Source organism: Ancylobacter sp. TW_SC_1, from assembly GCF_056836805.1.
In genome coordinates this window covers 811,072-824,723 of the sequence record NZ_CM166365.1, presented here as the reverse complement: position 1 = coordinate 824,723, position 13,652 = coordinate 811,072, and the positions used below count along the sequence as shown (strand labels likewise).

Here is a 13,652-nt window from a genome sequence, read left to right as displayed (position 1 = left end):
ACCGGCCCGCATTGACGGGTTTCCCGTCGAATCGGAACATGAGGCACGGGCGCGCGGCGACGCTTCGCCCGTGCCGCCGCACAGCCGACATCCGCTCGCCGACGACGCTCTGGAGGAACCCCTCCCCGGTAGGGATCGGCGGCTGGACCGGTCCACATGGGTACGAAGAAAAAAATTCGCGGCGATGTCGGTCCTGCCTTTCCCCGTTCGTCCTCGTGTCACCGGCGCCGAAGCAAGGCGCGCGGCCAAGAGAATAAGAAGCGGAGCGAAAAGCGATGAATGTGCAGGCTTATCTGATGTTCAACGGCCGCACCGAGGAGGCCATCGACTTCTACAGGAAGGCGCTCGGTGCCGAGGTCACCGCGCTGATGCGCTTCAGCGAGGCGCCGGAACCGCCGCCGCCCGGCATGATCCCGGAGGGCTGGGGCGACAAGATCATGCATTCCAGCTTCAGGGTCGGCAATGCCGAGCTGATGGCGTCCGACGGCTGCCAGTCCGACGCCGCCGGGTTCAACGGCATCTCGCTGGCGCTCTCGGCCGCGTCGCCGGAAGAGGCCGAAACGACATTCGCGGCCCTCGCGGACGGCGGACAGGTGACCATGCCGCTGGCCGCGACCTTCTTCTCGCCCGCCTTCGGGACGCTGACCGACCGTTTCGGCGTGTCCTGGATGATCGTCGTATCCACCGTGTGACAGGAGGGCACCATGGCGAAGCAGGTCTTCATCCTGGTCGGCACGCGCAAGGGCGCCTTCATCCTGGAGAGCGACGCCGCGCGCCGCTCATGGCAGATGCGCGGCCCGTTCTGCGAAACATGGCCGACCAACCATGTCGTCGCCGATCCCGCGAGCGGCACGATCTATGCCGGCGGCGGCAATGAGTGGTTCGGCCCGGCGGTGTGGAAATCGACGGATTTCGGCGCCAGCTGGAGCCATTCGAGCCAGGGCCTCGCCTATGAGGCCGGACAGCCCCCGGTGAAGGCGGTCTGGAGCCTCGCCACCGGGCCGGACGGCAGCCTCTATGCCGGCGTCGAGCCGGCCGGGCTGTTCCGCAGCAGCGACGGCGGGATCAGCTGGACCCATGTCGAGGGCCTGCAGAAGCATCCGACGCGGCCGGAGTGGAATCCCGGCGGCGCCGGGCTGATCCTGCACTCGCTGGTGCTCGACCCCGCCGACGAGAGCAAGATCTGGGTCGGCATCTCCGCCGCCGGCGTCTTCGCCACCGAGGATGGCGGCGTCACCTGGGAGACCCGCAACCGCGGCACCCGCGCCGATTTCATGCCGGAGGGGCAGAACTATCCCGAGTTCGGCCAGTGCGTGCACTGCCTCGTCATGGCGCCGGGCGGGCGCGGCCGGCTCTACCAGCAGAACCATTGCGGCATGTACCGCTCGGACGATGGCGGCAGAAGCTGGGAGAGCATCGAGCAGGGCCTGCCCTCCTCCTTCGGCTTCCCGGCGGCGGTGCATCCGCGCGACCCGGACGGCCTCTACCTGATCCCGCTCAATGGCGACATCAAGGGCCGCTTCATGCCGGACGGCAACGCCGCGGTGTGGCGCACCCGCGACGCCGGCGCGAACTGGCAGGCCAGGCGCGAGGGCCTGCCGCAGGGCGGCGCCTATTTCAACGTGCTGCGCCAGGCGATGGCGACCGACACGCTGGAACCGGCGGGGGTCTATTTCGGCACCAATGCCGGCGGCCTCTATGCCAGCAGCGACGAGGGCGAGACATGGGACTGCGTCGCCCCCTATCTGCCGACCATCACCTCGGTCGAGACGGTGGTGATGGAGCGGTGAGAGCGATGGAAGGCGAGGCGCGGCGGGAAGAGGCGGGCGAAGCGCCGGCGCGGGAGCCGGCGCGAGAGCCGGCACGGGCGCCCGTGCTCGTGCGCCTGCCGCCGCACCTCGTCGTGCTGTTCCCCGGCGCCGACCGGCTCGTGCCGCTCGATGCCGGCAGCGTCGCCGAGATGGTCGACGGCCTCGACGCGCTCTGGCCCGGCATGCGCGAGCGCATCTGCGACGAGACGCCGGCGATAAGGCGGCATATCAACGTGTTCGTCGACGGCCGCCGCGCCCGGCTCTCGACGCCGCTGGCCCCGGGCGCCGACGTCTTCGTCATCACCGCCATCAGCGGCGGCTGAGCCGCACGCCTTGGGAGAGGTCCCGCATGTTCTACGCTCTGCTCTGCTACCACCAGGAAGATGTCGTCTGCGCCTGGACCAAAGAAGAGGACGACGCCGTGATGCAGAAGCTCGGCGTCGTCCATGAGCGGCTCGCGGCCGCCGGCAAGCTCGGCCCGGTGGCGCGGCTGCTGCCCACCACCGCCGCCACCACGCTGCACAAGGATCAGGACCCGCCTCTGGTGCTCGACGGCCCCTTCGCCGAGACCAAGGAGCAGTTGCTCGGCTTCTACATCCTCGACTGCAGGGATCTGGAGGAGGCGCTCGACATCGCCCGCGAACTCGGCGCCGCCAATCCCGGCGGCTCCTACGAGATCCGCCCCGTCGGCCTGTTCCACGACGGCGGCGCGCGGCCATGACGGGCGAGGCCCGCGCAACCGCGGCTCACTCCCGGGCGCGATAGGCTTCCGGGATGACGAAGACCTCGTCCGCGCGGCCATAGCCGCCATCGGGCACCTCCTCGATCAGAACCATGCTGTGCGCGCGTGCCGCTTCGCTGAAATAGTCGACGAACATGTTCGTCACCCGGTGAACGATCTCTTCCTTCTGGGCGGACGACAGGGCCGCCTGCGGCACCTTGATGTTGGCAAAGGGCATGGGACGTCTCCTTCGTTGAGTACACCGCCCTTGGAAGCGGGATGGAACGGAACGGCTCTAGGACGCCGACGGGCACGCCTCAGATGACGCCGCCATTGGCGCGGATGATCTGGCCGCTGACCCAGCCGGCCTCCGGTCCGGCGAGAAAGGCGACGACACCGGCGATATCGGCCGGCTGGCCAAGGCGCTTGAACGGGTTCATGTCGGCGATCGCGCCGATCTGCGCCTGCGTTTTGCCCCGCAGAAAGAACTCGGTCTCGACCGGGCCGGGCGCGACGGCATTGACGGTGATGCGGCGTGCACCCAATTCCTTCGCCAGGATGTGCGTCATGGCCTCCACCGCGGCCTTGGTCGCGGCGTAGACGCCATATCCCGGCTGGTAGAGCCCGACGACGCTGGACGAGAAGCTGACGATGCGTCCGCCCTCGCGCAGGCGCCGCGCGGCTTCGCGCATGCCGCGAAAGACGCCGCCGAGGTTCAGCGCGATCTGACGCTCGAAATCGGCATCCTCGACCTCGGCGAGAGGACCCGTCTTCATCATGCCGGCATTGTTGACGAGGACGTCGACGCCGCCGAAGGCCTGTTCGGCGGCGTCGAAGAGCGCGGCCATGCCCCCGGCTTCAGTGATATCGGCATGAACGGCGATGGCGCGCGCACCCGCCCGCTCGATGGCGGCGACGACGTCCTCGGCCTCCTGCCGGCCATGGGCATAGTTGACGAGGATGGCGAAGCCGTCCTGGGCGAGCCGCAGGGCCACGGCGGCGCCGATGCCCCTGGAGGCGCCGGTGATGATCGCGACGCGTTGCTGCTGGTTGGTCATGCTGGATCTCCTGTCGTGCGATGCAGGAGATAGCGGCGGCCGGCGCCGGAATAATCGCCTGCCGGTTGCCATCACTTTTCAGCTGTGATGAACAATGCGGAATGGATCGCCTGGAGCAGATGCGCCTGTTCGTCCGCGTCGTGGAGCGGCGGAGCTTCACTGCGGCCGCCGCGGATCTCGGCCTGCCGCGCTCCACCGCCACCGCGGCGATCAAGAACCTGGAATCCCATCTGGGAGCCCGCCTGCTGGAGCGGACGACGCGGCATGTTTCGCCCACGCTGGACGGCGAGGACCATTACAGGCGCTGCCTGGCCATTCTCGCCGAACTGGACGAAGCCGAAGCCGCCCTGCGCGGTGGCCGGCCACGCGGCCTGCTCAGGGTGGACGCGCCAGGGCTGCTCACCCGCACCTTCCTGCTGCCGCGACTCCCCGCCTTTCTCGAACGCTACCCGCTGATCGATCTGCACCTCGGCCAGGGAGATCGGCTGGTCGACCTCGTGCGGGAGGGCATCGACTGCGTCATCCGGGTGGGAGAGCCGGTGAACAGCGGAATGATTTTGCGTCATCTTGGAACAATCGACGAGATCACGGTCGCGAGCCCGGCCTATCTCGCGCGTCATGGCACGCCCGAAAGCCCGGAGGACCTCGACGGGCACCACATGGTGGGTTTCGTCTCCTCGCGGACCGGCGAGGTGCTGCCCCTCGAATTCACGGTCGGCGGGCGCCTTCGCCGGATCCAGCTGCCGAGCCGCGTGACCAGCAACAATTCCGACACGATCGCGGATCTGGCCCGGCTGGGTCTGGGGCTCATCCAGGCGCCGCGCTACCGCTTTGCCGAAGACCTCGCGAAGGGAACGCTGCGCGAGGTTCTCGCGGCCGCGGCGCCGCCCCCGACGCCGCTGTCCGGCCTGTATCCGCAGAACCGCCAGCTCGCCCCGCGCCTGCGCGTCTTTCTGGAATGGGTGACAGACGTGTTCCGGCAGGCGCCGCTCTAGGGCGCCTTCGCGCGAAGAGGATTCCGGTCCGCGTGAAGAAAGCGCGTTCAAGCAATCACCCAGAGCATTTCTGGTGAACCGCGACTCACCGGAAATGCTCTGGGTCGGCCCCGATCGACCGGCACCGCGACCGGCACCGCGACCGGATCCGGGACGCCCGCCACAGGCACCGGAGACCGCCGGATGAAACGGGGGCCCGCACCGGACGTCTCCCCCGACGGCGAAAGCCCGGCGCGCTTGCCGCGGCCTGCGGGCAGGCCTCTTCCCGGCGCGCTGGACTTTGTCCGTCCGGCTGCTAGCGTCGGGATCATCTTTCCTTGGGTCATGCGTGGGGGCGGTCCTTGAGTGAGACGCGTGAGGCGCGCGCCGCGCCACTCATTGCCTATCGCCAGCTCATCGACTCGGTCTCGGCCGAGATTCGCGGTCAGGGGGACCTCAAGCGGCTCGGCGCGCTGCTCGACGAGGTGCCCGCCGCTCTTCCCGACGGCCAGTCCTTCGCCACCGACGGCATGCTGCTGGTCATCGATCCGACCGGCCGCGTCATGAGCCTCAATGCCGCCGCCTCCAGCCAGCTGTCGCTGACCATCGGCGAGAACATCGGCATCATCGCGCTGGCGGACAGCGCGGTCCCCGTCCTGCTGAAGGCCGTGCGGGCGTCGTCCGGCGTCGGAACGCTCCAGGTGACGGCAAGCGGCGGCGAGAGCGTCCTGCTCGCCGGCACGTCGCCGGAGACCCGCGGCAACATCGTGCTGGCCGAGTGCCGCTTCGGCCAGCAGCCGGCGCTGGCCCATCTTCTGGCGCAGACCTTCGGCCTGTCCCCGGTCGAGCTGCGCCTCATGCTCGCGCTCATGGAGGGCAAGAGCGTCGAGGCCATTGCCGCCGCGAGCGGGCGCAAGCTTTCCACGGTGCGCCAGAGCGTCAAGGCGGTCATCGCCAAGATGGGTGTCCACAGCCAGACGCAGGCGGTGGCGCTCGGCTACGCGCTGGCCATCACCAGCGAGAGGCTGCATGAGCGGCCGGCCGGCGTGCAGATGCCGCTCGCCCGGCTGAACGTCGAGTGCGTCGACGGCTGCGAGGTGCCCGTGCACCGGTTCGGCCGGCCCGGCGGATATCCCGTGCTGCTGATCCACGGCGCGCTGTTCGGCATCGTCGCCCAACCGGAGATACGCCGGGCCGCGGACACGCTGGGACTGGATGTCCTCGCCCCGACGCGCCCCGGATACGGCGCCTGCGAATTGCCGGAGGACGGGTCGGTCGTCGATCGCGCGGTGGGGCAGATGCTGGCCGTGCTGTCGCGCCACGGCTTCGAGCGCGTCGTGGTCGTCGCCCACGACATCGGCACCCGCTTCGCCGCGGCGCTCGCCATTGCCCACCCCGAACGCGTCGCCGGCCTTGTCTGCGCGCCCGTCACGCCGCCGATGCGCTCCTGGTCGCAGACCGCCGACATGCCGCTGAAGCACCGCGTCAACGCCTGGGCCTCGCAGAGGATGCCGGCGCTGATGGACAGGATCGTCGCGCTCGGCTTCGCGCAGGTGGCGCGCAAGGGCGTCGAGATCATCCCGGACCTCGTCTTCGCCGATTGCGACTTCGACCGGCAGATGTGGCAGCAGCCGCGCTTCGCCCCTTCGCTCCAGGAGTTCTTCGGCCTGGTCGGCAGCCAGCAGGCGCGCGGATTCTGCCAGGACATGCGCCTGACCAACGAGGACTGGAGCGGGCTCGCCGGGCGCATCGCCTGCCCGACCCTGCTCATCCATGGCGACCGGAGCCAGACCGTCTCCGCCAAGGCCGCCGCCGAACTCGCCGAACGCATCCCGCAGGGCGAATTCCGCCTGCTGCCGGATGCCGGGCACACGCTCGCCCTGAACCATGGCGACCTGCTGCTGCGCCAGGCGCTGCTGATGGCCGCCCGCGCCGGGCTGCCGGAACAGGCGCTCTCCTAGCGGAAGAAAATCCCGCCTCACTACCAAATGGTAGTCGGACACGCCGTCATGGGGCGATAGCTTTCGTGGCCGGGACGGACCGCCTTCGGCAGCGCCGCCGGATCGATCCGCTACGCCCCACCACTTGAGCCGGCCGCGTCCCGCCGCCGCACATTCGGGAACCCGTCATGACCGCGTCCTTCCGGTTTCTGGGCCTTGCCCTGCTGCTCCTCGGCCTGCCGCACGGCGCCACCGCCGCAGAGAAGGTCGTCATCGCCGAATGCGGCAGCAAGGGCTGCCGCTGCCAGCTCACCAGCGCGACCGCCGACGAGGCGGCCATCGTATTCGGCATCGCGGCTCCCTCCGCTGCGGACAGCGTGCTGGTGCTGACCGACGGCACGCCCGAATGGAGCTCGAAGAGCCTGGACGACATCGACCTCCAGATGGGCGGCGACGGCACGTGCGAGCTCGAACTCTTCGAGGAGATGAAGCCGGAGGACGGCATCTGGGCCTCCAGGGCGCGCGTCAACGCGCTCAGCTGCGGCAGCGGAACGGCGAGGATGCGCGGCGTTCTGGAGAGCAACCTGCACGGCGCGAAGCCGGCACGCGTCGCCTGGAAGGGTGTCTTCGACGCCGACACCTATTTCCGCGCCTGGCTCGCCGCCAATCCCGACCCGGAAGCGGCCAATCCGAAATGGACGCGGCAGGGCCCTTATCGCTTCAGCGGCCGCGAAACGCTTGAGGGCATGGTCAGCCGCTACGACATGGAGTTGCTGACGCCGACGCTGTTCCGGATGAACTGGCAGTTCGACGCGCGCAACGAGGAAGGCCCCTGCCGCTGGTCGGTCACACAGACCGTCCGGCGCGTCCCGAGCTAGCGGCCCCGCCGGCGGGCCTTCGAACGCCCGGAACTGAATGCCCGGAACTGAACACGCGGCGCGACCGACGAAGACCACCTCGTCGGCGTTGCCGCGCGCGGGAGCACGCGGGAAGCACAGGATTGGCGGTGAACGCCGTCCCGGCTCCGACACAGGCACAGGCACGGGCACGGGCACGGGCACGGCCGCATTTTCACCAAGACGTGCCCCTACCCCCTGCTTCATCATGCGTTTGGGGGGCGAGATGACCTTGGCGACCCGGTTCCACATCCTGTCGGCGCTCCTCGCCTTCATCGCCCAGCCGCTGGCGGCGCAGGAGGGCGGCTGCTGCGATCCGGCGAGCCCGTTCCGGCCGGGCGAGGCCTATCCGGACACCCTCGCCACCTGCGACACGATCCGCCACTGGGCCGACCGGGCACCCAAGACCGACAATCGCGTGACGCTCGGCATCCGGGGCGCGCTCACCGGCCTGCACACCGATGGGGTGATGGCCTATCTGCTGATGTGCGAACCTGCCGATGTGCAGGTCATGTGCGTCACATACAGCGCCAACGACCTGAAGCGGGGCGATGCCGTCGTCATGGGCGGCGGCTACAGGCAGCTCGACGATCACCATGTCGTGCTCGATCCCTGCCTGGCGTCGGCGGACGCCACCCCTTGACCGCGGGCATCGAAACTCTTGTTTATGGGGCGAAACGCAAACCGGGACGGCCGATGACCTTCCGCCTGCCACTCACCGCCGCCCTCGCCACGCTGATGATCGGTATCGGCGCAAGCGCCGCCTGCGCGCAGTATTACGGCAATTCGACACTGAGGAATCCCGGCGCCTCGACCCCGGCTCCCAAGCGGGCCGGCGCGCCGCCGGCGACCTGGGAGCCCGTGGCGCCCTCGACACCGGCAGCGCGCCAGCAGAACCCCTTCCCGAGCTGCGTCACCGCGCCCTGCGACGCGCAGCCGATCATCCGTCGTCCGCAGTCGTGAGCGGGAGGGCGCGGCGCCTGCCGCATTGAATTCGGCGCCCCGCCGCCGGTGAGAGCCGGCATGGCGAGGCCGCACGGGCCGTCGTCCCCTGGGGTCACGTCTCGCGGTCGCGCGGGCTTTTCGCGCGCGGGTTTTCCTGACGCGTGCGCCGGTTCGCCTCGACGATCGTATCGTCGGAGTTGCCGCCGGCATTGCCGGCCCTGTCGGCGCCCGCCTTGTCGGCATCCTTGCGGCCCCGGTCACCCGCGCCCTTGCGGCGGTCGTCCGGCCTGGTCGGCTTGTGCTGTTCCGCGATGATCATGTGGCTCTCCCGATTCGTCCTGCATGGGACAACCGGCGCGGATGCCGACCGTTCCAAGGTAATTCAGGACGCTCCGGAGAAACCGCCGGATCCCGGCCGGTTGTTCGCGGCGGCGGGGGGCGAGGATGCGGCGAGACAGCCGCCCGCCCGGCCGAAAGTGGCCTCCCGGAAGGGAATCGAACCCCTGACCCCAGGTTTAGGAAACCTGTGCTCTATCCTGCTGAGCTACCGGGAGTGACCGCGCGTACATGAACCCAATCGGCGCCGCGGATCAAGGGGCGGCGATCCCTGTCCCCGCCTCGGGGTGGGCGCGGCGGCCGCCTTGCGCTAGGCTGGAGCCGCGCGATGATGTTCGATCGCGATGCCCCGCACGGCGCCGGCCCGGATGATCGCGTCCGGGAGGCGGCCAGAGCGGGCATCGGACGGCCGGGGATGATCATGCCGGGACACGTGACTGCGCCGCCTTCCCCGTCCGCCGCGCCCCTGGCGTCGCGCGGCCCGCGCGGCTGCGCCGTGCTCGGCGTCTTCCTCGGCGTCTTCCTCAGTGTCCTGCTCGGCATGTTGCCCTCCGGCGGCGCGCGGGCCGAGGCCGACACCGCGGCCTGCCCCGACCGCTTCGCCCCGCGCGGACCGGTCGCGGCGGTGAACGAGGCGGGCGACCTGGTGCTGGCGGATGGCGGCGTGCTGCGCCTCGCGGGCCTCGCCGCCGACGGTGCCGAGGGCGGGCGGGTCTGGCGGGCCGCGCTGGCCGGCCGCGCCGCGGGCCGCGTGGTCGAGTTCGCCGGCGCCGGCAGGGCCGATCGCTATGGCCGCCAGCCCGGCCTCGTCCGTCTCGCCGGGGAATCGCGCACGCTGCAGGAGGAAATGCTCGCCCGCGGCCTTGCCGCCGCCCGGCCGGAGCAGGACCTGCTGGGCTGCATCGCCGCATGGACCGGCATCGAGACGCCGGCGCGGCGCGCGCGGCGCGGCATCTGGGCCGAATTTCCGCTCGACGCCCGCGACATCGCCGCGATTCGCGCACGGCAGGGCCGCTTCACAATCATAGCAGGCCGCGTGCTGAGTGTTGGAAACCGGCGCCGGGTGGATTACCTCAATTTCGGCCCGGTTTGGCGGCAGGACATGACGGGCAGGATCGCGCCGGCCGCGCGAATCGCGCTCGACGCGCGCGGCACGCCAGCGGCGGATCTCGCCGGGCGGCGCGTGACGCTGCGCGGAACGGTATTGGAAGCCGGTGGTCCGGCGATCGATCTGCGCTGGGCCGAACAGATCGCGTGGGACGCACGGGCAGGCGAAGAGAGGCAGACGGGGAGCGAGTGAGACAGGCCGAGGGCATCGGGGGCGTGCACGACCGGGCGGCGCCGCGGCAGCGGGCGTTTGCGCGTACCCTTGCGCGCGTCCTGCTGCTCGGCGGCGCGCTGCTGCTCGGCGCCTGCGCGGCGCTCGACGACAAGCAGGCCTCCGCGCCCACCCCGCCGCCGCGCCTCGAGGAAACGCTGACTCCGGCGCAGCGCAAGGAACATGAGCGCCTGGTCGCGGCCTATGGCGGCACCTACAACGACCCCAAGCTGCAGAAGCAGATCGAGGACGTGGTGAGCCGGCTGGTCGCCGCCTCCGAGCGGCCGGACCTGCATTACCGCGTCACCATCCTCAATTCGCCGGCGGTGAACGCCTTCGCGCTGCCCAATGGCTCGCTCTACGTCACGCGCGGCCTGCTGGCGCTGGCCTCCGACAATTCCGAGCTCGCCTCGGTGCTGGCGCATGAGATGGCGCATGTCATCGCCAACCACGCGGCGACGCGCGAGGACCAGATGAAGCAGGCGGTGCTGGTCAGCCGCGTCATCTCCGACGTGGTCAACGATTCCGATCTCGGCGCGCTGGCGCTGGCGCGCAGCCGCATCTCGCTTGCCAGCTTCTCGCGTGGTCAGGAGCTGGAGGCGGACGCGATCGGCGTCGGCATCAGCGCCCGCGCCGGCTTCGACCCCTATGGCGCCGAGCGCTTCCTCACCACGATGGGCCGGCAGGCCTCGATCCGCTCGACCTCGATGAACCAGAGTGCCGGCACCGACACCTCCGACTTCCTCGCCAGCCACCCGGCGACGCCCGAGCGCATCTCCATCGTCATGGCCAATGCCCGCGAATACGCCTCGCCCGACAAGCCGGGCGAGCGCGACCGCAAGCAGTACATGGCGGCGATCGACGGCCTCGTCTATGGCGACGACCCCAAGGAAGGCTTCGTGCGCGGGCGGCGCTTCTTCCATCCCAAGCTCGGCTTCACCTTCACCGCGCCGGAAGGCTTCACGCTGGAGAACACCTCGCAGGCCGTGCTCGGCGCCAGCACCTCCGGCCGCGAGGCGCTGCGCCTCGACGCGGTGCGCGTCGCCGGCGACCAGAGCCTGGCGCAATACCTGTCTTCCGGCTGGATCGAGGGGGTGGAGATCTCCACCGTGGAAAGCCTGGTGCTGAACGGCTTCTCCGCCGCCACCGCGGTGGCGCGCGGCGAGCAATGGTCGTTCCGCATGTTCGCCATCCGCTTCGGCAGCGACGTGTACCGGCTGATCTTCGCCGCCCGCCAGCTCACCCCGGAGCTGGACCGCTCCTTCCGCCAGGCGGCCGAGACGTTCCGCCGCGTCTCCATCGAGGAGGCGGACAACGTCAAGCCGCTGCGCCTGCGCGTCGTCAGCGCCGGGCTCACCGACACGCCCGAGCGCCTCGCCGCCCGCATGGACGTGCAGGACAAGGGGCTGGAGCGCTTCCTCATCCTCAACGGGCTCAATCGCGGCGACAAGCTCGCCTATGGCGAGCAGTACAAGATCGTCGCCGAATAACGCGCGCCGGCCTCGCCGCGCGCCGTTTGCCGCTCACGTCGGGCCGAACGCCCCGCGCGGCACGTCGGGGCCGGTGGTCAGAGCGAGGCGCAGCTTCTCGATGGCCCGGCTCTCGATCTGCCGCACCCGCTCCTTGGAGATGCCGAGGCGCGCGCCCAGCACCTCCAGCGTCTCGCTCTCGTCGTTGAGCCGGCGCGCCTTGATGATGCGGAACTCGCGCTCGTTGAGCCCGCGCAGGGCGCCCAGCAGCCAGCGGCGGCGGCGCTCGCCGTCGATCTCCCGCGAGGCCTGCTCGTCGGGCAGCGGGTCCTGCGCCACCAGCTGGTCGAGCCGCTCGGCGCCGTCCTCCTCGCCCGGCGCCAGCGGCGCGTTCAGCGACAGGTCGGGAATGCTGAGCCGCGCATCCATGCGCGCCACTTCCACCGGCTTGACGCCGAGCCGCGCGGCGACGGTGCGGTTCAGCTCCTCGCGCGTCACCGCGCCGGCGCCGCCATTGGCCCGTTCGAGCCGGGCCCGCACCCGCCGCAGGTTGAAGAACAGCGCCTTCTGGCCGGAGGACGTGCCCCCGCGCACGATCGACCAGTTGCGCAGCACATAATCCTGTATGGCGGCGCGGATCCACCAGGTGGCATAGGTCGAGAAGCGCACCTCATGGGTGGTCTGGAAGCGGGCGGCCGCCTCCATCAGCCCGATATGGCCCTCCTGCACGAGGTCCGACATCGGCAGGCCGTAATTGCGGAAGCGCCGGGCAATGGCGATGGCCAGGCGCATATGCGCGTGGATGAGCGCGTGCAGCGCCTTCTCGTCATGGGCTTCCTCCCAGCGCCGGGCGAGCCGGAACTCATCCTCGCGGTCGAGCATCGGCACCGCCATCGCGGTGCGCGCGAACTGGGTGCGGCGGCCGTCCCCTTCGCTCATGCGCCTCTCCCCCGAAACCTCGGGGCGTCAGGCGTGGCGACACTCCACGGCTGACGTGCCCGAACGGGCCGTCAACGCCGGACCGGCCCGAAGGTTCCCCCGCGCCCGCCTTGCGCGGCGCGGAAGCGGGCACGCGCGCGGGGGAGAGCGCGGGGAAAGGCGCGGGGAAAGGCGCGGGGAAAGGCGCGGGGAAAGGCGCGGGGAAAGGCGCCCGACAGCAAAAGGCCCGGCGCGAGGGCCGGGCCTTTGTCAAAGCGTGTCGCCGATGGACGGCGCCGGGTCCGCCCGTCAGGCGGCGGCCTCTTCCGTGTCGGCCTCGTCTTCCGGCTCGGCGGCATCGACCTCGCCCTTGCCGGCGCGGCGCGGGCCCTTGAGCAGGTTCTGCTCGATCAGCTTGATCGCCTCGGTCTCGGTCAGGTTGTCGACGGCGGCGAGCTCGCGCGCCATGCGGTCGAGCGCGGCCTCGTAGAGCTGACGCTCGGAATAGGACTGCTCGGGCTGCGCCTCGGAGCGGTAGAGATCGCGCACCACTTCGGAGATCGCGACGAGATCGCCGGAATTGATCTTGGCCTCATATTCCTGCGCGCGGCGGCTCCACATGGTGCGCTTCACGCGGGCGCGGCCCTTCAGCGTCTCCAGCGCCTTCTTCAGCACCGTGGAATCGGAGAGTTTGCGCATGCCGACCGAGACGATCTTCGGGACAGGAACGCGGAGCGTCATCTTGTCCTTCTCGAAATGGATGACAAACAGCTCCAGCTTGAAACCTGCGACTTCCTGTTCTTCGATCGCCATAATGCGTCCGACGCCATGGGACGGATAGACGATGTGCTCACCCGTCTTGAAACCCTGGCGGATATTGTTGGACGGCTTCTTGGTCGACGTCATGCTGTGCCTGCTCCTGGGTCTCGGTTCATCCGGCTCCGCGTCGCCCTCGGCGCGCTGCCGCCTGCGGTTCGCCCGCAGGGAAAAGAAACACCCCGGCTCCAACGGATGCGGGAACCGTACTTCAGCCGCCGACGGAAAACTCAGGGAAGCCCCGCGCGCGGGAGTTTCCGCACGCAGAACGAAGGCCCGACATAAATTCCGGGAAGGGCGCTCCGGTGGTGGAGCGTTGCAACATGGCAAACCCAATCGACTGCACGATGGGTATATAGCACAAATCCGGGAAGAATCAAAATACTGCCGCATTGCAGCGCAAGCCGCTCCGGCGCTGCGCGATCGGGCAGCGGCCGGCGGCGAAGGCAG

Annotated in this window: 16 protein-coding genes and 1 tRNA gene; 11 read left to right on the top strand and 6 right to left on the bottom strand. The window is 69.9% G+C overall.

The features are described 5' to 3' along the window. Positions 1 to 275: 275 nt before the first annotated feature. From AC1PZ7_RS03850 to AC1PZ7_RS03835, 4 genes are read left to right on the top strand one after another with little or no spacing between them, the layout of a single operon-like run. Positions 276 to 692, top strand: a complete 417-nt coding sequence (locus AC1PZ7_RS03850; protein WP_482358194.1) for a VOC family protein — start codon at positions 276 to 278, stop codon at positions 690 to 692. A 12-nt stretch (positions 693 to 704) separates the two neighbouring features. Then, positions 705 to 1,790, top strand: coding sequence for a WD40/YVTN/BNR-like repeat-containing protein (locus tag AC1PZ7_RS03845; RefSeq protein ID WP_482358193.1), 1,086 nt, complete (start codon positions 705 to 707; stop codon positions 1,788 to 1,790). 5 nt (positions 1,791 to 1,795) lie between these two features. After that, positions 1,796 to 2,134, top strand: coding sequence for a ubiquitin family protein (locus AC1PZ7_RS03840; RefSeq protein ID WP_482359560.1), 339 nt, complete (start codon positions 1,796 to 1,798; stop codon positions 2,132 to 2,134). 26 nt (positions 2,135 to 2,160) lie between these two features. Further along, on the top strand, positions 2,161 to 2,532 hold the full coding sequence (locus AC1PZ7_RS03835; RefSeq protein WP_482358192.1) for a YciI family protein: 372 nt from the start codon (positions 2,161 to 2,163) through the stop codon (positions 2,530 to 2,532). 25 nt (positions 2,533 to 2,557) lie between these two features. On the opposite strand, the gene AC1PZ7_RS03830 is transcribed toward AC1PZ7_RS03835, so the two are convergent. Together AC1PZ7_RS03830 and AC1PZ7_RS03825 are read right to left on the bottom strand one after the other, a co-directional pair. After that, a complete protein-coding gene (locus AC1PZ7_RS03830; RefSeq protein WP_482358191.1) occupies positions 2,558 to 2,770 on the bottom strand; it encodes a tautomerase family protein in 213 nt (70 codons plus the stop codon). A gap of 79 nt (positions 2,771 to 2,849) precedes the next feature. Beyond that, a complete protein-coding gene (locus AC1PZ7_RS03825; protein WP_482358190.1) occupies positions 2,850 to 3,590 on the bottom strand; it encodes an SDR family oxidoreductase in 741 nt (246 codons plus the stop codon). Positions 3,591 to 3,691: 101 nt separating this feature from the next. On the opposite strand from AC1PZ7_RS03825, the gene AC1PZ7_RS03820 reads away from it, so the two are divergent. The 5 genes from AC1PZ7_RS03820 to AC1PZ7_RS03800 all read left to right on the top strand — a co-directional run bounded on the left by AC1PZ7_RS03820 (position 3,692) and on the right by AC1PZ7_RS03800 (position 8,363). Beyond that, positions 3,692 to 4,585, top strand: coding sequence for a LysR family transcriptional regulator (locus AC1PZ7_RS03820; RefSeq protein ID WP_482358189.1), 894 nt, complete (start codon positions 3,692 to 3,694; stop codon positions 4,583 to 4,585). Between the two features lie 341 nt (positions 4,586 to 4,926). Further along, complete coding sequence (locus AC1PZ7_RS03815; protein ID WP_482358188.1) at positions 4,927 to 6,525, top strand: bifunctional helix-turn-helix transcriptional regulator/alpha/beta hydrolase; 1,599 nt, start codon at positions 4,927 to 4,929, stop codon at positions 6,523 to 6,525. A 167-nt stretch (positions 6,526 to 6,692) separates the two neighbouring features. After that, the gene (locus AC1PZ7_RS03810) at positions 6,693 to 7,382 is read left to right on the top strand and encodes a hypothetical protein (RefSeq protein WP_482358187.1); all 690 of its coding nucleotides are present in this window, start codon (positions 6,693 to 6,695) and stop codon (positions 7,380 to 7,382) included. A gap of 244 nt (positions 7,383 to 7,626) precedes the next feature. Continuing rightward, complete coding sequence (locus AC1PZ7_RS03805) at positions 7,627 to 8,043, top strand: hypothetical protein (RefSeq protein ID WP_482358186.1); 417 nt, start codon at positions 7,627 to 7,629, stop codon at positions 8,041 to 8,043. Positions 8,044 to 8,096: 53 nt separating this feature from the next. Then, entirely contained in the window at positions 8,097 to 8,363 is a 267-nt protein-coding gene (locus tag AC1PZ7_RS03800; RefSeq protein ID WP_482358185.1) for a hypothetical protein, read from the top strand. Positions 8,364 to 8,457: 94 nt separating this feature from the next. Here the strand turns inward: AC1PZ7_RS03800 and AC1PZ7_RS03795 are convergent, their stop codons facing one another. Together AC1PZ7_RS03795 and AC1PZ7_RS03790 are read right to left on the bottom strand one after the other, a co-directional pair. Continuing rightward, a complete protein-coding gene (locus tag AC1PZ7_RS03795; RefSeq protein WP_482358184.1) occupies positions 8,458 to 8,664 on the bottom strand; it encodes a hypothetical protein in 207 nt (68 codons plus the stop codon). A gap of 158 nt (positions 8,665 to 8,822) precedes the next feature. Beyond that, positions 8,823 to 8,899: transfer RNA gene (locus AC1PZ7_RS03790), tRNA-Arg, on the bottom strand. A gap of 203 nt (positions 8,900 to 9,102) precedes the next feature. Between AC1PZ7_RS03790 and AC1PZ7_RS03785 the strand changes: the two genes are divergently transcribed. Together AC1PZ7_RS03785 and AC1PZ7_RS03780 are read left to right on the top strand one after the other, a co-directional pair. Continuing rightward, entirely contained in the window at positions 9,103 to 9,981 is an 879-nt protein-coding gene (locus AC1PZ7_RS03785) for a thermonuclease family protein (RefSeq protein WP_482358183.1), read from the top strand. Between the two features lie 23 nt (positions 9,982 to 10,004). Beyond that, positions 10,005 to 11,489: a M48 family metalloprotease gene (locus tag AC1PZ7_RS03780; RefSeq protein ID WP_482359559.1), complete on the top strand. Its 1,485-nt coding sequence runs from the start codon at positions 10,005 to 10,007 to the stop codon at positions 11,487 to 11,489. A 33-nt stretch (positions 11,490 to 11,522) separates the two neighbouring features. Here the strand turns inward: AC1PZ7_RS03780 and AC1PZ7_RS03775 are convergent, their stop codons facing one another. Further along, positions 11,523 to 12,407, bottom strand: coding sequence for an RNA polymerase factor sigma-32 (locus AC1PZ7_RS03775; RefSeq protein WP_482358182.1), 885 nt, complete (start codon positions 12,405 to 12,407; stop codon positions 11,523 to 11,525). A gap of 288 nt (positions 12,408 to 12,695) precedes the next feature. Further along, the gene (locus AC1PZ7_RS03770; RefSeq protein WP_482358181.1) at positions 12,696 to 13,292 is read right to left on the bottom strand and encodes a CarD family transcriptional regulator; all 597 of its coding nucleotides are present in this window, start codon (positions 13,290 to 13,292) and stop codon (positions 12,696 to 12,698) included. Positions 13,293 to 13,652: the final 360 nt, after the last annotated feature.